This is a genomic window from Micromonospora sp. NPDC047620, assembly GCF_043205005.1.
GTDB lineage: Bacteria > Actinomycetota > Actinomycetes > Mycobacteriales > Micromonosporaceae > Micromonospora.
Genome location: NZ_JBIDDG010000017.1, coordinates 1 through 19,242 on the forward strand (window position 1 = coordinate 1; position 19,242 = coordinate 19,242).

The window sequence follows — 19,242 nt, forward strand, 5'->3', positions numbered from 1 at the left end:
TGGTGGTGCTGGCGAACCTGTCGGGGGGGGGGGGGGCGGGCGGGGCGGCGCCCGGCCCGGGCGCCCCGCGAGAGGGGCGGGGGGGGGGGCGCCCGCCCGGGGGCGGGGGGGGGGGGGGCCGGCGGGGCCCGCCCCCCCCACGGCAGTCTCTGGACGGTCAGAGGCCGCCGGTGAAGACCAGCCGGTTGGGCGTACCGGCCAGGTCGCCCTGGACGACGCCGGTGGTGGCGTTACCGACCAGCCAGCTGTGCAGGGTGGCCTGGGAGGTGTCACCGTTCACGCTCTTGTAGAGCGCGGCGATGCCCGCGACGTGCGGGGTGGCCATCGAGGTGCCGTTGAAGACGGCGGTGGTGTTGTTCGGTTGGGTCGACAGGATCGCCGAGCCGGGAGCGTAGAGGTCGACGCAGGCGCCGGTCGAGGAGTAGCTGGCCCGGGCGTCGGTGCTGGTCGACGCGGCGACGGCCACCGCGGCGGTCACCGCCCGGGGCAGCCGATCGCAGGAGTCCGCGCCGGTGTTGCCCGCCGAGGTGGCCAGGAAGACACCGGAGTTCATCATCCCGGTGATCGCGGCGGCCATCGTGTCGGAGTAGGTCCAGTTCCACGAGGTGTTGGCCACCGCCGGCTTCGCCGCGTTGGCGGTCACCCAGTCGATCGCGGCGATGGTGGCCGAGGTCTTGCCCGACCCCTGGCAGTTGAGGATCTTCACGGCGTGCAGCCGGACGCCCTTGGCCACCCCGTACGTCTTCGAGCCGATCGTGCCGGCGACGTGGGTGCCGTGCCCGTTGCAGTCGGTGTTGCGCCGGTCGACGGCGTTGTAGTCGAAGCTCGCCCGGCCCTCGAAGTCCGGGTGGGTCACGTCGATGCCCGAGTCGATGACGTAGGCGTGCACACCGGAGCCGGTGGCGGTCGTGGTGTAGCTGTTGGACAGCGGCAGCGTGCGCTGGTCGACCCGGTCCAGCCCCCAGGACGGCGGGTTGACCTGGGTGCCCTCGGCGACGCCGTCGAGCCAGGCGTCCTGCTCGACGCCGAGCACCGCGGGATCGCGGCGCAGCGCCTGCACCTGCCCGGCGGTCAGCTCGGCGGCGAAGCCGTTGACAGCCCGTTCGTAGACGAACCGCGGGTTGACCGACAGGGCACGGGCGATGCCACGCGGTTCGACGCCCGGACGCAGCCGGACGATGTACTCGCCGGGCACCGGCCGCACGCCGGGCGCGGCGGACGCCGCGTTCACCGGTGCGGACGACGTGGACGCGGGTGCCGCCGCAGCCGGTACGGCGACCAGGGTGCAGCCCGCCGCCACCAGCGAAGCCATCAGGACTCTTGATCTCACATTGCCTCCCAGACTGACCCGGTGTCATCACGGGACGACGCCGCGGTGAAGAGGCACGCTAGTCGGAACAGTGTCGAGCGTCAATGCCTGCCGCGCCCGGCGGATCCGAGGGCAAGGTGGCGGACGACCGAACGTGACATCGACTGTCGCGTCCAGCCCGGCGACGCCGGCCAGGGAAGGCGGTGGACACGGTGGCGGCGGGTGAGCCCCGCCGCCACCGCACGCTCAGCAGACCTGGCGTCGGCGTAGCCTGCACCACCTGCCACCAACCCGGGAAACCGTTCCCCCGCAACAAACGCCACCGAGCCGAACGGAGCAACGACTAGTATTCGCCGCGCCCGAAGGCGGCCAGCTCCGCCGAGTGGCCCGGGTTGCTGACGTACGTCGCCCCGATCGGGGCGGTCACCCGGCACCACATGTCCAGCCGTTCCACGTCGATGCCGGCCGCCGCGGCCAGCTCGTCGCGCCGGCGCAGCATCTCCGCGCGGTCCAGGCCCTCCAGCACGTAGTCGACCGCGTCGAAGCACGGGTCGCCGGCGCAGGCCATCGGGTCGATGGCGACCAGCCCCTTCGCGCCGCCGCTGAGCACGTTGCCCAGGTGCAGGTCGCCGTGCAGCAGCACGGTGTCGGTGGGCACCGCGAACAGGTCGTCGCGCAGCCGCTTCGACCCGGCGAGGTCGGCGCCCCGCCGCACCGCCGAGTTGAACAGCACGTCGATCCAGTCCTCCAGCCGGCGCGGCGCGGCGGCCGGGTCCCCGGCGCCGTGCAGGTCGTTGAGGAACGCGGCGTACTCCCGTGGCGACGGCGGCTGCGGCATCTTCTCCACCAGCGTGCCCGGGTGGATCGACTCCAGCAGCACGGCGCCCTTGACGGCCGCCAGCACCGCCGGCACCCGCCCGCCCGGCGCGAACTGGCGCAGCATGTCGACCTCCTCCCGTACGGCGTAGCTGTCGGGCGACAGTTTCAGCACCGCGTCGCCCTGCGGGCCGCGGCACCGGAACACCACCGAGGAGTTGCCGGACATGAGCTGGTCGCCGAGGTCGAGCTGCCACTGTGCGACGAGTTCGTCCAGTCGCTGGGGCAGCGTGCCGACCCAGCGGTGCGCCGCCTTGCCGAACCGCGGCTCCAGCCGGTTCGCGATCGCTTCCAGATCCAGGGTCATGCCGCTCACCTCTCCATCGATCGCGCGCCGGCGCAGGCGGCCGAGCCGCCCACCCCGGGCAGGGACATGGCGCCACGCCTGCGGGCCAGCGGTACGCCGCCACCGGACACCGTGTCGAGACTCGACCCGTACGGCCCGGGGCGCTCCAGCCTGGCCTTGCGGGCGACCTCGATCGCCTCGTGCCGGTCCGACACGTTCAGCTTGCTGAAGATGGTCGAAATGTGGTTGCTGACCGTCTTCGGCGAGAGGTTCAGCCGCGTGGCGATCGCCACGTTGCGCATGCCCGACGCGATCAGCTCCAGCACCTGCCGCTCACGCGTCGTCAGCTCCGGGAAGAGCTGCTGGTTGCGCGGCTCGCGACCCAACCGCCCGATGAGTTGGTCGGCCACCCGGGGGCCGAGGATCACCTCGCCCGTCGCGATGCCCCGGATCGTCCGCACGATGCCGTCGCCCGGGCAGCTCTTGAGCACGTAGCCCCGCGCGCCCGCACGCATGGCCGCGAAGACCGCCCCCTCGTCCTCCACGGCGGTGAAGACCAGCACGGCGGTCGAGGGCGACATCCGGGCGATCTCCTGCAGCGTCACCCCCACCTGGAAGCCCGGCAGCTCGATGTCGAGCACGAGCACGTCGGGGCGCAGCGACGCCGCGCATGTCATCGCCTCCCGCGTGCTCCCCGCCTCCGCGACCACGCTGACCTCAGCCGAGGAGGACAGCAGGGCATGCAGGCCTCTGCGTACCACCGGCTGAGCGTCGGCCAGCACCACCGTCACGGTGCGAGGTTTTGCCTCGTCCGCGACACTTCCCGGACCCCGCCTCATCGTATGAGCCAGTTCCGAGGTCGAGCCAACGCTGACCATTACGACACCTCACCCCGTCCTAACCGGCCCGCGACGCCTCCCTTCCGGAGGCGTCGCGGAAGCGCCGACCTCCGCGTCGGCGTGAACATCTACTGACGGCGAACAGAACAACACATGAAGTCAGTCGGACGGAAGCCATGTCAATCTTCTGACGCATTTTCCGAAATCAATTAAATGCGACCATCGGAGACCCTTTTCGACCGCCGGAGCAGGCCGCGTCAGACCGGGAATGCCGGGACGATATACCCGCAGGTCCCGCCTCCGCGCCGCACGTCGGGGGCGCACCGTCCACCCGGATCAGGCCGGGCGTCTAGCGCACCGCGCGCCGGACGTCCACCGGGAAAGTTCCCTGCCCACCCGGGAAGTCGTCCCGACCCCGGTCCGCCGAACGCCCTGTCCCGCCCGGCTTCGCCGCCGCGAGGATTGACGCCGGCCGCTCCACCACACAAGGATGTGCAAATATGCCCTTGTCACGAATGATTGATTTTTCATCCCGTTTGGTGCCGACCGATCCGCTGCGCAGGAAACTGATCGCGATCCGGCTGGCCGAATCGATCGGCAAGGGAGTCTTCCTCAGCGGCAGCGTCGTCTACTTCACGCTCCGCGTCGGCCTCGACCCCAAGCAGGTCGGCCTGGGCCTGTCCGCCGCCGGGCTTTCCGCCTTCATCTCGTCGGTCGTGTTCGGCGTGATCGCCGACCGGGTGGGGGCGCGCAGGCTGCTCGTCATGCTGTTCGCCGCGCTGACGGTGGGCTTCGGGCTCTACGCCCTGGTGGACAACGCGATCCACTTCTTCGCCCTGGTGGTCGCCGTCGGCTTCATCGAGTACGGCACCGGCCCGACCAACGGGGCCCTCGTCGGCAACCTCGTGCCTGCCGAGGAACGGGTCAAGCTCAAGGCGATGATGCGGTCGGTGTTCAACATCGGCTTCAGCATCGGCATCGGGGTGGCCGCCGTCGCCGCACTCGACAAGCGACTGCTCGTGCTGATCCCGCTCACCACCGCCGCGCTCATGGCCAGCGCCGCGCTGCTGGTCACCCGCCTGCCCGACGTGCCGTCGCGTCCTGTCCCGGTGGGCTTCAAGCGCTTCGCCGCCGTACGCGACCCGCGCTTCCTCTCCGTCATCGGCGTCTCGACGGTACTCGCCTCCCACGTCACCGTCATCCTGGTCACGATGCCGCTGTGGGCGCTCAACCGCACCTCGCTGCCGCACTTCCTGATCCCGTTGCTGCTCATCTTCAACACGGTGTTCGTCATCCTGTTCCAGGTACGGGCCAGCCGGGGCGCGGACACCGTGGAAGGGGCCGGCAGGCTCGCCCGGCGCTCCGGCTACTGGCTGGCCGGCGGCTGCGCGGTCATCGCGGTGACGGCGCTGGACGACAACGTGGTGCTGGTGTCCGTCGCGATCGTCGCCGCGGTGCTGATCCTCTCGGTGGCCGAGGTGATGCAGGCCGCCTCGGGTTGGGGTCTCGCGTTCGGCCTCGCCCCCGAGCACGCGCAGGGCGAGTACCTGGGCGCGTTCGACCTGCACGTGATCACGCAGAACATCATCGGCCCGGCCGTGCTGTCCGGCCTGGTCATCGCCTTCGGCTTCTGGGGCTGGCTCGGCATCGCGGTCGCCGCGCTGGTGGCTTCGGCGCTGATCATCCCGGTCGCGCACCGCAGCCAGGCCACCCTCGTCCCGGAAACGGCCTCCGCGACAAGCCTGTGAGCGCCGCCGTCGGCCGGGTCATCCGGGCCGGCGGCGCGTACGGCAGCGCGGGCCGGCCCGGTGTGAGGACGGCCCGCGCAGCGGGATGGGTCAGGAAGGGTCGGGATCCGTGTACTCCGGCTGCGCGGCGGCGGTCACCAGGGCGCGGATCTCCGGGGCCATCGTCGCGCTGAGGGGTTCGCGACGCAGCTCGCGCAGCAGCCCGGCGACCATGCCGACCATCACGAACAGGAACGGCAGCGCGGCGAGGATGGTCAGCGACTGCAGGGCGGACAGTCCACCGGCGAGCAGCAGCACGGCGGCCACCAGGCCGGTCAGGATGCCCCACATGGAGACCAGCCATGCCCTCGGTTCGAGGTTGCCGCGCGAGGAGAGCGTGCCCATCACCACCGAGGCGGCGTCGGCCCCGCTGACGAAGAAGAGGGCCACCAGCACCATCACCAGGATCGCGGTCACGGTGAAGAGCGGGAACTCCCGCAGGACCGCGAAGAGCGCAGCCTCCGGGCTCTCCGCCACGGCGGCCGAGAGGTCGGTGCCGCCGAGTTGCAGGTCGATGGCGGTACCGCCGAACACCGAGAACCAGGCGAAGCTGACGAGGCTCGGGATGGCCACCACACCGAGGACGAACTGGCGGATGGTGCGGCCCCTGGAGATGCGGGCGATGAACGCGCCGACGAACGGGGTCCAGGAGATCCACCACGCCCAGTAGAAGATGGTCCAGCCCGCCATCCACTTCTCGCCCCCGAAGGCGCCGGTGCGGAAGCTCATCGGGATGAGGTCGTAGAGGTAGCCGCCGGTCGAGGCGGTGAGGCTGTTGAGGATGAAGACCGTCGGGCCCACCACGAGCAGGAAGAACATCAGCGCCACCGCGAGCACCATGTTGGTGTTCGCGAGGAACTGGATGCCGCGCTTGACGCCGGTGACGGCGGACACCACGAACGCCACGGTGAGCACCGCGATGATCCCGATCGCCAGCGGGGTGGACTTCGGCACGTCCCAGAGGTTCGTCAGGCCGCTGTTGATCTGAAGGGCGCCCAGCCCGAGGGAGACCGCCGATCCGAACAGCGTCGCGAAGATCGCGAAGATGTCGATGGCCTTGCCGGGGCCCCGGTTGGCCCGTTCTCCGATGAGCGGGAGGAACGCGCTGCTGATCAGGCCGCGCCGGCCCTTGCGGAAGGTGAAGTAGGCCAGCGTCAGACCCACCACCGCGTAGATCGCCCACGGGTGCAGCGCCCAGTGGAAGAACGAGTACTCCATGGCCACCCGGGCGGCCTGCTGGGAGTTCGGTTCGGTGAGACCGCGCGGCGGGGTCCCCAGGTGGGACAGCGGCTCGGCGGCGCCCCAGAACATCAGGCCGATGCCCATGCCGGCGCTGAACATCATCGCCACCCAGGAGACGGTGGAGAACTCCGGCTTCTCGTCGTCCCGGCCGAGCTTGATCCGCCCGTACCGGCTGAACGCCAGCCAGGCCGAGAGCACGACGAAGGCGGTGCTGGCCAGCACGAAAACCCAGCCGAACGCCTTGACCACCCAGTCGAGCGCCACGCCGGCGACCGACGCCAGGTTGTCGGTGGCCACGATGCCCCACACGACGAAGAGCACGGACACCGCGGCGGCGATCCCCAGCACCGTCCGGTCGACGTCTCCCGGGCGGCGGCCCGGCTGTGCTGGCGCTTCTCCTAACGGGGTGTTGCTGTCGGTTGACGTACCTGTGGCGGGCACGGCCATGGTCTGTGGACCTCCGTGGGCTCGCGGGAACGCAGGCCGCAGTTCCGGCGCTGTTTCCCGCCGGGGCCCGCAGTTCCGGTTTGTCCCGACCTGATCAGCGGTCTGGGAACTCGGGATGGTGTCTCCGGTTCATAGGCGATCTTGTGTGAAGGGCGAACGCACGCGCGGTTCGCCGGAGCTCGACCGCCACTGACGCCGGCGACGGGCCGCAATCACTCTCGGTGTCAATCTTGGAGGAGACCCTGCGATCTCATGACAGTCCGGTGACAAGACCGGCGAAACGTCACGGAACGTGGACGAGGGCCGTCTCACGGCCTCGCGCGGTGACACGCGCAGCAGCGCCATCGTGATCAGGCCGGACGCGCCTTCCACCTTGCGCAAGCTGCCGTGCCGGCCGTGCACGCGGGGAAAGCCGACGGGCAGGTGGACGCCGATCAGGGCGGCGGTGAACTCACGCGAAGCGGGACGGGTCCCCTGCCCCCTCGCGCAGGATCTCCGGCTCGGGTTGCGACAGGTCGACCACGGTCGTCGGCTCCTTTCCGCAGTCGCCGGCGTCGATCACCGCGTCGAGGACGTGGTCCAGCCGTTCCTTGATCTCCCACCCCTGGGTCATCGGCTCGTCCTCGTCGGGCAGGATCAGGGTGCTCGACACCAACGGCTCGCCGAGTTCGGCCAGCAGCGCCTGGGCGACCGTGTGCCGGGGGACGCGTACGCCCACCGTGCGTTTCTTGGGATGTAGCAGCCGACGCGGCACCTCACGGGTGGCGGGCAGGATGAACGTGTAGCTGCCCGGGGTGCATGCCTTCACCAGTCGGAAGACCGAGTTGCTGACCTGCACGAACTGGCCGAGCTGGGCGAAGTCCCGGCACACCAGCGTGAAGTGGTGCCGTTCGTCCAGCCGCCGGACCTCCCGGATCCGATCCAGCCCGGCCCGGTTGCCCAGCCGGCAGCCGAACGCGAAGCACGAGTCCGTCGGGTAGGCGACCAGCCCGCCGTCCCGGATCAGGTCGGCGACCTGGCGGAGGACCCGGGGCTGGGGATTGTCCGGGTGCACGTCGTAGTACCTCGCCATACGCCGAGACTAGTACTCCAGCCGACGCTCTCGTCGTGACCATCGACGCATGGATTCGAGTGGTCTCGGCTCTGTTGCGTCCGCGGCCCCGATGGCATCCTCGTCGCCCTGGCCGAGCAGCTCGGCTGAAGGCTGCCGAAGGGCTGTTCAACCGTGCAGGTAGCGCAGTACCGCCAGGACCCGACGGTGGTCGGCCTCGGACGGCGGCAGGGCGAACTTCATGAAGATGTTGGCGACGTGCTTCTCCACCGCCCGATCGGTGACCGAGAGGGCGGCGGCGATCGCCGTGTTCGTCCGTCCCTGCGCCATCAACCCCAGCACCTCCCGCTCCCTCGGGGTGAGCGCGTCGAGCTGGTCCCGGCGCCGGCTCGCCCCGAACAGCTGCGTCACCACCTCCGGGTCGAGCGCGGTGCCGCCCGCGGCCACCCGGGTCAGCGCCTCGACGAATTCGTCGAGATGCACCACCCGCTCCTTGAGCAGGTACCCGACCCCGTCGGAGCCGCCCGCGAGCAGCTCGGCGGCGAAGCTCGTCTCGACGTACTGCGAGAAGATCAGTACGCCGACGCCCGGCGCCTCCCGGCGGAGTCGGATCGCCGCACGCAGCCCCTCGTCGGTGTGGGTGGGCGGCAGCCGGATGTCGACGATCGCGACGTCGGGACGTTCGGTCGTCACAGCGGCGAGCAGAGCCGGCGCGTCGACGACGGTGGCGGCCACCTCGTGCCCCCGGATGGTGAGCAGTTGCGCCAACCCTTCGCGCAGGATCGCGGAGTCCTCGGCGATGACGACACGCATGGCTACCGGGTGCTCCGTTCCGAGGCGGCGACGGGTATGTCGACGGTGGCCACGGTGGGGCCACCGGGTGGACTGTCCACCGACAGTGTCCCGTCGACGACCTGGATGCGTTCGGCCAGCCCCGCCAGGCCGCCGCCGGGGCGCCGGTAGGCGCCGCCCCGGCCGTCGTCGCGTACCCGCAGTCGCAGCACCCCGCCGCTGTCGGTGATCTCCACGACCGCGTGCCGTGCAGCACTGTGCCGGTTGACGTTGGTGAGCAGCTCGCAGGCGCAGAAGTAGGCGATGTGCTCGACGGCGGGAGAGGGTCGCGACGGCAGGTCGACCTCAACCGACACCGACACGGTGCTGCCGGACGCCACCGTCGCGAGCGCCACCGCCAGGCCGTTGTCGAGCACCGGCGGACGGATGCCCCGGACCAGGTCACGCAGCTCGGCCAGCGCGGTCGTCAGGTTCCCCTGCGCGGTGTCGACGGCGGCACGGATCTGCTCGACGGACGCGCCCACGCCGAGCAGTTCCCGGACCAACGTCAACTGCATGCCGACCCCCACCAGCCGTGCCTGCGTACCGTCGTGCAGGTCCCGTTCGATGCGCCGCAGCGTCGCGTCGGCGTCGCTGACCGCCCGGTCGCGGGTCTCCCGTAGATGACGCATCCGCTGCGCGGTTCGGCTCGGGCCGAGCAGTCCACGGATCAGCGCCCGATCCACCAGTAGCACGGACCGGACCAGCCACGGGGCGGCGAGCAGCAGCACCACGCCGAGCGCCCAGCCGGCCACGGTGAGCCGCCACGGCGCGAACCCGTGCCGTTGCAGCGGGTAGGTGAGGAACACGACCGCGTACACGTAGGCCCCGCCGCCGACGGCGAGGGACAGCAGCCCGAGCGGCAGTTTGATCAGCAGATAGCCCAGAGCCCGCCAGTTGGCCGGGTCGGTGAGCACGGCGCGCCGGCGGGCGAACAGGCCGCGGCCCTGATCGGGTCGGGGCGGGGTGGGAACGTGCTCGTCGAGCAGCCACCCGGCGGTGGCGCGGCGGGCCGCGCCCAGTCCGGCGGCGGCCGACAGCACCGACGCCAGCAGCCACGGACCGAGCGGGGTCACCAGCAGTACGGTGCCGACCAGCCCGCCGGCGAGCAGCAGGATCGCCCCGGCCACGTCCAGCGGTGCCGTGATCAGCAGGTAGGCCAGGGCAGCCCAGGACCGGCGGGAAAGCAGGGCTCTGCCGGTCACCCCGAGCACCCGCAGCACCACGCCGCCATTGTGCTGGGTGGTGGCCGGGCTGGTCATCCGCCGAGTACCCGCCGAGTGATCCGGTTCATGGCGGCGAGCAGACCACGCAGCAGCCCGGCGCAGCACACCTGGATCGCCAGTGCGAGCGCGGAGTGCACCAACCAGGCACCGGCCAGCGTCGGCCCGCCCCACGCGCCGTTCAGAAGCGGGTCGGCGGTGAACGGATGCCCGATCGCCCCGACGGCGTCCGGCCGGAGCGGGTACAGGTGCCCGGACCAGATCAGGATCATCTGGAGGACGACCAGGGCGAACGCCGCGCTGGCCGGTATCAGCACCAGGAAGCTGTGCGCGAGTACGCGTACCGGGCCGATCGACTGGGGCTTCGGCTGCCGTTCGACGCCGGTGCCGCCGCTGTACCGGTCGGCCAGCCGCAGCTGCAGCCGCCCGAGCGTGGTGGCGGCGAACAACGCCGACGGTGCTGCGGCGAGCGCGAGCGGCAGCCCGGTCAATCCACGAACCGTCGGGTCGACGACCCACCGCCGCAGCGGTCCACTGCCGCCGCGGATGGTCCTGTCATGGGTAGGTGTGGTCAGGCCGGACGTACTCACCCCGGTCATCTCGGCTCCCTCGGTCGTGGACTGTGACAGTTCGATGCTCGTCGCGTCGAGCCGGGGCGGCGATCGTGGCACCACGCGGCCGGGGGTGGGGGTAGCACCACCTACCGGCCGGGACGCGCCTCGACCACGCCCTTCCTGACCGGCCTGCTCGAAGGGCCCGGACCGATGGACAACCCGATGGACGGGCAGCGGTTGTCGTGCGGACGGTTGAAAGATCCGGAACCCGTGTCCCGGCCGCCCGGGACAGCGGACCCTGTCGCTGGTACGCCCCGGGCCGACAGACTTGCGGACGAGGTGGCCGGCAGACCCGCCGGAACCGTTGCGCGGCAACGGCTACGCCCGGCACAGCCCGCTCGCACCACACCGGTGGACGGGCCGGTCGCCACGAAATCCGGACTCACGTTCCCGTGCCGACATCGGCCGTCGGAGCGGCGTCCGCACGGGGAGGGGAAAGGCATGCGACCACGTCGGCACCTGGCCCGGCGCTGCCGGTGCTACCGCGCCGCAATGCCCGGCGGCAAGCCGGCGTCGGGTCTCCGTCAGAGGAACGGACTGAGTGGACACCCGGCCCGCCCGGACGGCTCGCCCCGCCCGTCGTGGATCCGGTGGTTGCCGAACGCCGGGACTGGTCTTCCGCACCGTTGCCCGGTAGGCACGGCGGATGCCGGCGACTTCAATCGTCGTAGACACCGCGCGACTCCCACCGTCCCGTCGCTCGGCCATTGCCGAAGGGATGTGCGATGACGGCTCCGTCGAATCTGCCACTGGTGCTCAGTGGTCCCGTCGTACGTCGGGTCGACCCGACCGGCGTCACGGTGTTCGTCGCGCTGCGCGCGGAGTGCACGGTGACGCTGAGCGTGTTCGCGGTCGGCGCGGCTCCCGGGTTCGCCCGCGGCGCCACGGTCGGCACCGCCAGCCGTACGACGGTGCGGCTCGGGGAGCGGCTGCACGTCGTCGCGGTCACCGCGAACGGGATCACCCTGCAACCCGGCGTCCTCTATGGCTACGACCTGGGGTTCTCCGGCGGTTCGACCGCCGGGAGCCTGTTCGACGCCGGCGTGGTCGCCGCCGACGCGGGGGCGGCGCGGGCGGCCCTGACGTACGTCGGGCACCCGCAGGCGCCGGCCGCCGCGCCCGCGTTCCCGACCTTCGCCACCCCGCCGGGTGACCCGAACCGGCTGCGGATCTTCCACGGGTCGTGCCGCAAGCCGCACGGCGAGGGCTACGACGCGTTCCCCGCCCTGGACCCGATCATCGCGGCCTCGGCGGGCGACCCGGCCCAGCGCCCGCACCAGCTGGTGCTCGGCGGGGACCAGATCTACGCCGACGACGTGGCCGACCCGCTGCTCGCGCTGATCCACGGCCACGACGCGCTGGCGGCGAACGGCAGCGACCCGGCGGTGCCCGCGTACCTGGGGGTGGCCGCCCGGCTGGGCCTGGCCGCCGAGGTGCTGCCGGTCGGGACGACCGAGCAGCCGACGGACGCGCGGTACGCGCCGGGCAAACGCGCCGACACGATGGCGAAGGACGCGAAGTTCACCTCCGGCGCGGCCGACAGCCACCTGATGTCGCTGCGCGAGTACCTGTGCATGTACCTGCTGGTCTGGTCGGACGTGCTGTGGCCGGAGAGCTGGCCGAGGTTCGAGCACGTGCTGCCGGCGGACACCCGGATCCTGAAGGACCCGCAGGACCGCCGCCCCGGCGAGACGGTGTACGACCTCATGCTGGCCGGGCGGGCGTACACGCCCAGCGCCCAGCAGAAGGAGATCATCGAACGGTTCGAGCGGTGGCAGCGGCAGGCGCTCGCGCTGCGGATGTTCCGGCAGGGGCTGGGCGCCGTGCGCCGGCAGCTGGCGAACGTGGCGACGTACATGGTGGCCGACGACCACGAGGTCACCGACGACTGGAACATGACCAGCCCGTGGGTCACCGACGCGGTGGTGAACTCCCCGCTGGGCCGGCGGGTGGTGCGCAACGCGGTGGCCGCGTACGCGGTGTTCCAGGCGTGGGGGAACACCCCGGAGCGGTACGCCGAGGCCGGGGCCGCCGGGGAGCCGGGCCGGGCGGCGCTGGCCGCGCTGCGCGGCTGGGTCGCCGCCCCCAACGAGGGCGACGACCTGGCGTTGCGGACCCGTCTCGGGTTGCCCACGGCGGTCACCAGCGAGGGCCGGCTGGCCCGGCCGGCGGGCGCGCTGACCTACCACTGGACCGTCACCTGGCCGCGCTACCAGTTGGTCGCGTTGGACACCCGCACCTGGCGGCAGTACCCGGCCGGCGCGGGCAAGCCGGGCGGTCTGCTCTACGACGACCAGCCGCTCAACGAGATGATCAGCGGCGGCGGGGTGCTCGGCGACGACGCGGTCACCGTCGTCGCCCAGCCGGTCGCCCTGTTCGGCGTGCCCGTCCTGGAGCAGCTCGCGCAGCCCCTCGCGAGGGTGTTCGCCGGCCGGTACGAGGCCGACGCGGAGGACGCGTGGGTGACCAGCGACGCGGCCGTACACAAGATCCTGGCCCGGCTTTTCGCGGCGGCGCCACCCGGCGCCGACGGGGTCCGGCGGCGGCGGCTGGTCATGCTCGGCGGCGACATCCACTTCGGCTCCGCCGAGCGGATCCGCTACTCCGCCACCCTGCCGTACGCGTGCGGGCCCGACCCGGCGAAGCCGTTCGAGGGGGTCAACCGCACCGAGGGGGTGCTCGCCGGGTTCGTGTCCAGCGGGTTCCGCAACGAGGACGGCAAGACCCGGATCCTGCACGCGCTCGGGTACGTGCCGCTGCTGGACGGCACCGGCCGCATCGACCTGGTCGGCTGGGCCAACGAGCTGCCCGACAAGGAGGGCCAGCGCATGCAGGCCGGCGTGCAGGTGACGCTGGCCGCCGACGACGTGACCGGCTGGTGGGTGTCCGGGCGGCCCTCGGTCAGCGACCTCGACGCGCTGAAGGTGCTGACCCGGCATCCCGAGTGGAACGTGCACGTGCAGTTCGTCCGCCACGACGAGGCCGACCCGGAGGTCCGCCGCGACGGCACGCCGGAGTCGGTGGTGGACCCGGCGGGCCTGCCGCGCGACCAGGCGCTCGCGCAGTACCTGGCAGCGGCCCGCAACCTGGACCACTACAAGGGGTCGTGGGGCAACGGCAAGGAGATCGTCGGCCGCAACAACCTCGGCGAGGTCACCTTCGACTGGCCGGACGGGGAGTGCAAGTCGGCGACGCAGCGGCTGTGGTGGCACCTGCCCGGCGAGAACCGGGCGGCCGCGCTGACCACGTTCACCGTGGACCTGTCCTTCGGCTGCTCGCTGGCCGTCACCCCGCCGTACGGGGGGTGGAACCTGCGCGCCGACGACCGGGACGCCACGGCGACGGCCAAGGCCCGCTACGACGGGCTGGAGCGGCCGGCGGATCTGGTCAAGGACCGCTGGGTGACCCGGCTGCAGCAGGACCTGGCCACGCTGGGCTTCCTGGCACCGGCCGAGGTCGACGGGGTGTACGGACTGCTCACCTACTGGGCGGTGCTGGAGTTCCAGACGTACGCCCGCCGGGAGCGGGCCGCGGTCGAGCCCGCCGGCGCCACCGCGCCCCGCTACTCCGACCGCCTGCAACCGGTGGACGTGCCGGAGGCCGAACGGTACCTCGGGCCGGTCAGCGGCATGGCCGACCTGGCGACCCAGGTGGCGATCAAGCACTGGCTGGACAAGCGGTGGCGCTCCCCCGTCGTGGTCGAGGCGTGGCAGGTGGCGGGGGACGTCCCGCAGCGGCTGGACCAGCCGAACGTGTGGAACTTCGACGAGGTGACCGCCGCCGACCGGCGGACGTACTCGCGGGTGGTCACCGGGCGGCCGGCGGGGGCGGGCCGCGCCCCGGACGGGCACCCGGAGCTGATCCGGCTGGGCGCGTACCGGGCGCACCCCACCGAGGCCGAGTGGAGCGGCCCGGTCCTCGACGCCGAGTCGGAACTGCTGCCCGAGGCGGTGCTGCCGCGCCCGCAGGACCACGGCAGCGGCCCGTCGCTGGCCGCGCTGGTCGCGGCGGTCGGCGCCGGCGGGGACGCGGGTGCGCGGGCCGCCCGGCAGCTGTCCACCTTCAAGGTGCTGCGGGCCGTCGCCGAGAACCGGGTGCCGGACGCCGCCGGCGGCTATCTCGACGCGGTCGCCGCGGACGACCCGGCGGTGATCCGGTTCGGGCCGTTCGGTTGGCGGGCGCACGGCCCGCTGGTCACGCCGACGTCGGTGCCGACCTTCCTCGACCTGAACTCCGAGCCGGGCGAGATGTGGGCGTACCTGGCGTTCCTGCGCGCCACCGACCGGGACGCCTACGACGCGCTGGGCGGGCTGGCGGGCGTCACCGCCGTGCCCGGGTGGGGGCGCGACGGCGGCGGCCTGCTCTTCACCGACCTGCGGGTGCTGCGGGCCCGCCCGGCGCGGACCGACGCGACCGGCGCCGCCCGCGAGGGCATCAGCACGACCCCGGAGCTGCTGGGGCTGCGGTCGTGGCACTGGATGCACCGCTACGCGCTCGCGCTGCGCGGCCACGACGGCGTCCGCCGGGGGATCTGGACGTTCGCCCGGCAGCGGCTGCACGACCTGCTGGCCACCGACTGGGACTCCCCCGACCCGGACGTCTCCCCCACGGTGGCGAACGTGCCCGGGGCGGACGGCAACCCGCGGCGGGCCCGCGTCGGCGACCTGTTCACCTCCGAGCGGGCGGTGGCGCTGCTGGCCTGCTGGCAGCAGCACCGGGCGCACCAGCTCGTCGCGGTCGGACCGCCGTCCTCGAACACGGAGAAGCCGGAGTTCCGCACCCGGGCGCGCGCCGCCACCCCGCTGCACCTGGTGCTCACGAAGGCCAGGGCGCTGGGCGCGGACTTCAGCGGGGCGCCCACCGGCTGGACCGACGCGCACGAGACCGCGCTGATCACCGCCGTCGGCCAGGTCGTCGCCGGCGACGCCGAGGTCGCCACTGCGCTGACCCGGCTCGCCGCCTGGCCGGCCTGGCCGACGGGGCGGAACTACACGCTGCCGCTGGACGCGCTGCCCGCCGCCGAGCGGGGCCTGTCGGCGGCCCGCGGGTCGCTGCGGCTGGACCTCGGCGACCTGCCGCGGGTGACCGCGTGAGCAGCACACCACCGGCGACGGACAGCGGCCGGCAGCACAACGGACGGGGTGGACGATGAGCGACGCCAAGAACGCGCTGGCACTGCTGTGGAACGAGATCCGGCTGCTGGCCGAGCCGGTGCTGGCCGCGTACGACCCGTGGCAGCGGGCCCGGCTGATGCGCGCGTTGGGCTGGGACCTGGAGGCGGTCAGCGGCTTCGACGCCGCCCGCTTCGAGGACTGGGTGAAGACGATCGGCCCGGCCCTCGACGCGCTCGGCGCGGCGGCCGAGGCGGAGCTGGACAGCCTGGAGGCGGTGAAGAAGCTCGGTGCCGCCGCCGGCGACGCGTTCGGCAGGATCGGCGCGCTGCCGCCGACGCTGCAGGGGAAGCTGCCCGACGTGCCCGGCCTGCCCGAGGAGCTCGCCGACGACCTGCTCGACCTGCTGATCCTGACCTATCTGCTGCGCCGGGCGCCGTGGACGGTGCCCGTGCTGGACCTGCTGGGCCTGGTCACCCCCGCCACGGACGGCCTGCCCAGCGCGCCGATGCCGCCCGGCGACGCCCCGATCCGGCTGCCCCGCCGCCGCGACGAGCTGCACCTCGACCGTGTCGTCGACCTCGTCGCCGACCCCGGCGGCTACTTCCGCGACCTGTACGCCCCGGCCGGCTGGGACACCCCGGCGGGCGTGGCGGAGCTGTCCGCCCGGCTGCTGCCCCGGCTGGCCCGGGCGCTGCGGGCCCTCGGCCTCGACGCCGACCAGGGCGTACGCCCCGGCGTCGGCCCCGACCAGGGCGAGGTGGGGCGACGGCTGGCGGACAGCCTGCTGCGGCTGCGGTTCACCGGGCTGCGCACCCCCGGCGGGGAACCCCCACCCACCGGCGCCGGGCTCGCGCCGTGGCAGCCCACCTTCGGCGTCGGCGTCACCCTCGGCCTGGCGAGCTGGGACGGCCGGTTCACCGTGGTCCTCGCCCCGACCGGCGAGGCGCACCTGGAGGGGTCGATCGGCGCGTGGAACGTCGCCACCGGCCTCAGCGGCGCCGGCCCCGCGATCGCCGTCAACAGCGACGGGGTCACGTTCAGCGGCGACGCGGCCGTCGTCAGGTGGGCCGCCGAGATCGCCCGGATCGCGCCGGCCGGCGAGCCCGGCTGGATCATCGGCGCGCCGGAGGGCACCCACCTCGCCGTCGGGCAGCTCGTCATCACCGGCCGGGCCAGCCTCGGCGCCGGCCGCGACGACGTCGAGCTGGGCGTGCAGGCCGGCCGCGCCGAGCTGGTCATCCGCGCCGGCGACGGCGACGGGCTGCTCGCCAAGCTGCTGCCCGCCGACGGGCTGCGCCTCGGCCTCGACCTCGGCGCCGCCTGGTCGATGCGCACCGGCCTGCACCTGGCCGGGGCCGCCGCCCTGGCCGCCGAGTACCCGGTGCACCTGTCCTGGCACGGCATCGGCATCGAGGGGCTGCGCATCGCGCTACAGGCCTCCACGCGGACCCGCGCGGTCAGCCTGCTGATCACGACCACCGTGCAGGCCACGCTGGGGCCGCTGCACGTCACGGTGGAGAACATCGGCGTCCGCGCCGACCTCACCTTCCCGCCCGCGCTCCCGGCCGGCGGAGGGGACGACGCCCGCGGCGGCAACCTCGGCGTGGCCGACCTGGCGCCCGGGTTCAAGGCACCCGACGGCGTGGCGCTGCGAATGGACAACGGCCTCGTCTCCGGCGGCGGCTACCTGTTCGTCGACGAGCCCCGCGGAATGTACGCCGGCGCCCTGCAGCTCGGCATGACCTCCACCACGCCGCTCGCCCCGATGAAGGGCTTCCGGCTCCAGGCCACCGCGATCGTCAACACCCGCAACCCCGACGGCAGCCGGCTGACCGAGGCCGACGGCGGGCACAGCTTCTCCCTGCTCCTCGCCGGCACGTACGAGTGGTTCCCCGGGCTGATGCTGTTCTGGGGCATCTCCATCACCGGCCTGGGCCTGGTCGTCGGGCACAACCGGCGCAGCAACCCCGAGGAGTTCCGCAACGCCGCCCGCACCGGCACCCTCGACGCGCTGCTGTTCCCGCAGGACCCCGTCGCCAACGCCCCCGCCGTCATCGCCACCCTCAGCCGCCTCTTCCCGGTCGACACCACCGGCACCGTCCTCGGGGCGATGGTGCGGCTGAACTTCCTCGGCGGGCAGGTCGTCGCCGACCTGGGCGTGCTCGTCGAGTTCCCCGACCCGGTACGCATCCTGCTGCTCGGCAAGCTCGTCATCGATTTCAAGGACGCCGGGAAGTTCCGGCTGGACTCCTTCGGCATGGTCGACTTCGCCCGCCGCGAGATCAGCCTCGACGCCGCGCTGATCGACTCGAAGCTGTTCGGCCGGCCGGTCTCCGGGGAGATGGCGCTGCGGGCCCGCTGGGGCGCCGGGCGCACCTTCGCCTTGTCGATCGGCGGCTTCCACCCCCGCTACACACCCCCGCCCGGCTTCCCGCCGGTCAAACGCTTCAACATCGCCCTGCAGAAGTCCGGCAAGGGCATCAACCTTGAGGCGTACCTGGCGGTCACCAGCAACACCGCCCAGTTCGGCGCCGAGCTGAAGCTGCACTTCGAGGGCGGCGGTTTCGTCGTCGACGGCCGCGCCTGGCTCGACGTGATGTTCCAGTTCAAGCCGTTCTGGTTCACCGCCGAGATCGGCGCCACCGTGTCGCTGAAGTACGGCGACAAGGAACTCCTCGCCATCAACCTGCTCATCGGCGTCTCCGGGCCCGGCCCGTGGAAGGCCTGGGGCGAGGCCCGGATCAAGTTCCTGTTCTGGGAGGTGTCGGCGAAGTTCAGCTGGACCGACGGCGACACCGCTGCGGCCGACGAACCCACCCACGTCGACGCCGCCGAGACGCTGCGCGCCGCGCTGTCCGCACCCGAGGCGTGGGAGATCCGCCCCGCCATCGGCGCCGGCGAGCCGGTGACGCTGCGCGACCTGACCGGCTGGACCGGGCCGATGCTGCTGCAACCCGGCGCGCAACTGTCGGTACGGGAGAACGTGCTGCCGCTCGACACCGACCTGCAACGCGTCGGCACGTCCCGGATCAGCGGACCGAACCGGTTCACGCTCACCGGGGTGAGTGTCGGCACCGGCGACGACGCCCTGTCCGGCACCCTCGGCGACACCGTCGAGGACGACTTCGCGCCGGGGCAGTTCCGCGACCTGTCCCCCGTCGAGCAGCTCACCACCCCCGGGTTCGTGCGGCTGGCCGCCGGGCGGACCGTCGCGCTGCCGGAGGACACCACCCTGCCGCCGGCCGACCTGACCACGTTCGCCGAGCTGGCCGACGACTCCGCGTACGACCGGATCATCATCGACGACCCGGACGCCGCCGGCCGGCCCCTGCCCGCCCAGCCGGCGGCGGCGCGGCTCGCCGCCCGCGGCGGTGACCTGCTGGCCCGGTTCGCGGCCACCGCGCCGGCCGCCTACGCGGGCAGCCGCCGCGGCGGCGCCGCTCGCTTCACCGGCCCCACCCTGGACCTGGCCGCCACCACGCCGGCCGCCAGCGCGCCGCGCGCCGCCGCCGCGACCGTGCCGGCGCAGCGGCGCGCGACCGCCGCCCCGGCGGCGCCGCGCCGCCCTCGCGTCCGGGTTCCCCACCCGAGGATCACGCCCGTCGAGCTGGAGGTCTGCTGAC

General features: G+C 72.8%; 11 protein-coding genes. 3 read left to right on the plus strand and 8 right to left on the minus strand.

What is annotated here, in order from left to right; all coding sequences use genetic code 11:
- Nucleotides 1-157: 157 nt before the first annotated feature.
- The 3 genes from ACGF5C_RS21435 to ACGF5C_RS21445 form a co-directional block, all read right to left on the minus strand.
- Nucleotides 158-1,312, minus strand: a complete 1,155-nt coding sequence (locus tag ACGF5C_RS21435; protein ID WP_393304088.1) for a S8 family peptidase — start codon at nucleotides 1,310-1,312, stop codon at nucleotides 158-160.
- 340 nt (nucleotides 1,313-1,652) lie between these two features.
- Nucleotides 1,653-2,492, minus strand: a complete 840-nt coding sequence (locus ACGF5C_RS21440) for an aminoglycoside phosphotransferase family protein (protein ID WP_393304090.1) — start codon at nucleotides 2,490-2,492, stop codon at nucleotides 1,653-1,655.
- Between the two features lie 5 nt (nucleotides 2,493-2,497).
- Entirely contained in the window at nucleotides 2,498-3,262 is a 765-nt protein-coding gene (locus ACGF5C_RS21445) for a LuxR C-terminal-related transcriptional regulator (protein WP_393304092.1), read from the minus strand.
- Nucleotides 3,263-3,849: 587 nt separating this feature from the next.
- Here ACGF5C_RS21445 and ACGF5C_RS21450 point away from each other — a divergent pair.
- A complete protein-coding gene (locus ACGF5C_RS21450; RefSeq protein ID WP_393304094.1) occupies nucleotides 3,850-5,058 on the plus strand; it encodes an MFS transporter in 1,209 nt (402 codons plus the stop codon).
- Nucleotides 5,059-5,148: 90 nt separating this feature from the next.
- Here the strand turns inward: ACGF5C_RS21450 and ACGF5C_RS21455 are convergent, their stop codons facing one another.
- The 5 genes from ACGF5C_RS21455 to ACGF5C_RS21475 form a co-directional block, all read right to left on the minus strand.
- Nucleotides 5,149-6,786, minus strand: coding sequence for a BCCT family transporter (locus ACGF5C_RS21455; protein ID WP_393304096.1), 1,638 nt, complete (start codon nucleotides 6,784-6,786; stop codon nucleotides 5,149-5,151).
- Between the two features lie 451 nt (nucleotides 6,787-7,237).
- Complete coding sequence (locus ACGF5C_RS21460; protein ID WP_393262589.1) at nucleotides 7,238-7,858, minus strand: L-threonylcarbamoyladenylate synthase; 621 nt, start codon at nucleotides 7,856-7,858, stop codon at nucleotides 7,238-7,240.
- A gap of 147 nt (nucleotides 7,859-8,005) precedes the next feature.
- Nucleotides 8,006-8,650, minus strand: a complete 645-nt coding sequence (locus ACGF5C_RS21465) for a response regulator (RefSeq protein WP_393304098.1) — start codon at nucleotides 8,648-8,650, stop codon at nucleotides 8,006-8,008.
- Nucleotides 8,651-8,652: 2 nt separating this feature from the next.
- Nucleotides 8,653-9,930, minus strand: coding sequence for a sensor histidine kinase (locus ACGF5C_RS21470; RefSeq protein ID WP_393304100.1), 1,278 nt, complete (start codon nucleotides 9,928-9,930; stop codon nucleotides 8,653-8,655).
- Nucleotides 9,927-10,490: a hypothetical protein gene (locus tag ACGF5C_RS21475; RefSeq protein ID WP_393304102.1), complete on the minus strand. Its 564-nt coding sequence runs from the start codon at nucleotides 10,488-10,490 to the stop codon at nucleotides 9,927-9,929. The genes ACGF5C_RS21470 and ACGF5C_RS21475 overlap by 4 nt, the downstream gene beginning before the upstream one ends.
- A gap of 740 nt (nucleotides 10,491-11,230) precedes the next feature.
- Between ACGF5C_RS21475 and ACGF5C_RS21480 the strand changes: the two genes are divergently transcribed.
- Both ACGF5C_RS21480 and ACGF5C_RS21485 read left to right on the plus strand, forming a co-directional pair.
- Nucleotides 11,231-15,598, plus strand: coding sequence for a peptidoglycan-binding protein (locus ACGF5C_RS21480; RefSeq protein ID WP_393304104.1), 4,368 nt, complete (start codon nucleotides 11,231-11,233; stop codon nucleotides 15,596-15,598).
- A 55-nt stretch (nucleotides 15,599-15,653) separates the two neighbouring features.
- Nucleotides 15,654-19,241, plus strand: a complete 3,588-nt coding sequence (locus ACGF5C_RS21485; protein WP_393304106.1) for a DUF6603 domain-containing protein — start codon at nucleotides 15,654-15,656, stop codon at nucleotides 19,239-19,241.
- Nucleotide 19,242 lies beyond the last annotated feature (1 nt).

Bases quoted from the DNA above. Each gene is read 5' to 3' on its own strand.
- ACGF5C_RS21435 (WP_393304088.1), bottom strand. From the start codon at position 1,312: ATGGCTTCGCTGGTGGCGGCGGGCTGCACCCTGGTCGCCGTACCGGCT.
- ACGF5C_RS21440 (WP_393304090.1), bottom strand. From the start codon at position 2,492: ATGACCCTGGATCTGGAAGCGATCGCGAACCGGCTGGAGCCGCGGTTC.
- ACGF5C_RS21455 (WP_393304096.1), bottom strand. From the start codon at position 6,786: ATGGCCGTGCCCGCCACAGGTACGTCAACCGACAGCAACACCCCGTTA.
- ACGF5C_RS21460 (WP_393262589.1), bottom strand. From the start codon at position 7,858: ATGGCGAGGTACTACGACGTGCACCCGGACAATCCCCAGCCCCGGGTC.
- ACGF5C_RS21465 (WP_393304098.1), bottom strand. From the start codon at position 8,650: ATGCGTGTCGTCATCGCCGAGGACTCCGCGATCCTGCGCGAAGGGTTG.
- ACGF5C_RS21470 (WP_393304100.1), bottom strand. From the start codon at position 9,930: ATGACCAGCCCGGCCACCACCCAGCACAATGGCGGCGTGGTGCTGCGG.
- ACGF5C_RS21475 (WP_393304102.1), bottom strand. From the start codon at position 10,490: ATGACCGGGGTGAGTACGTCCGGCCTGACCACACCTACCCATGACAGG.
- ACGF5C_RS21480 (WP_393304104.1), top strand. From the start codon at position 11,231: ATGACGGCTCCGTCGAATCTGCCACTGGTGCTCAGTGGTCCCGTCGTA.
- ACGF5C_RS21485 (WP_393304106.1), top strand. From the start codon at position 15,654: ATGAGCGACGCCAAGAACGCGCTGGCACTGCTGTGGAACGAGATCCGG.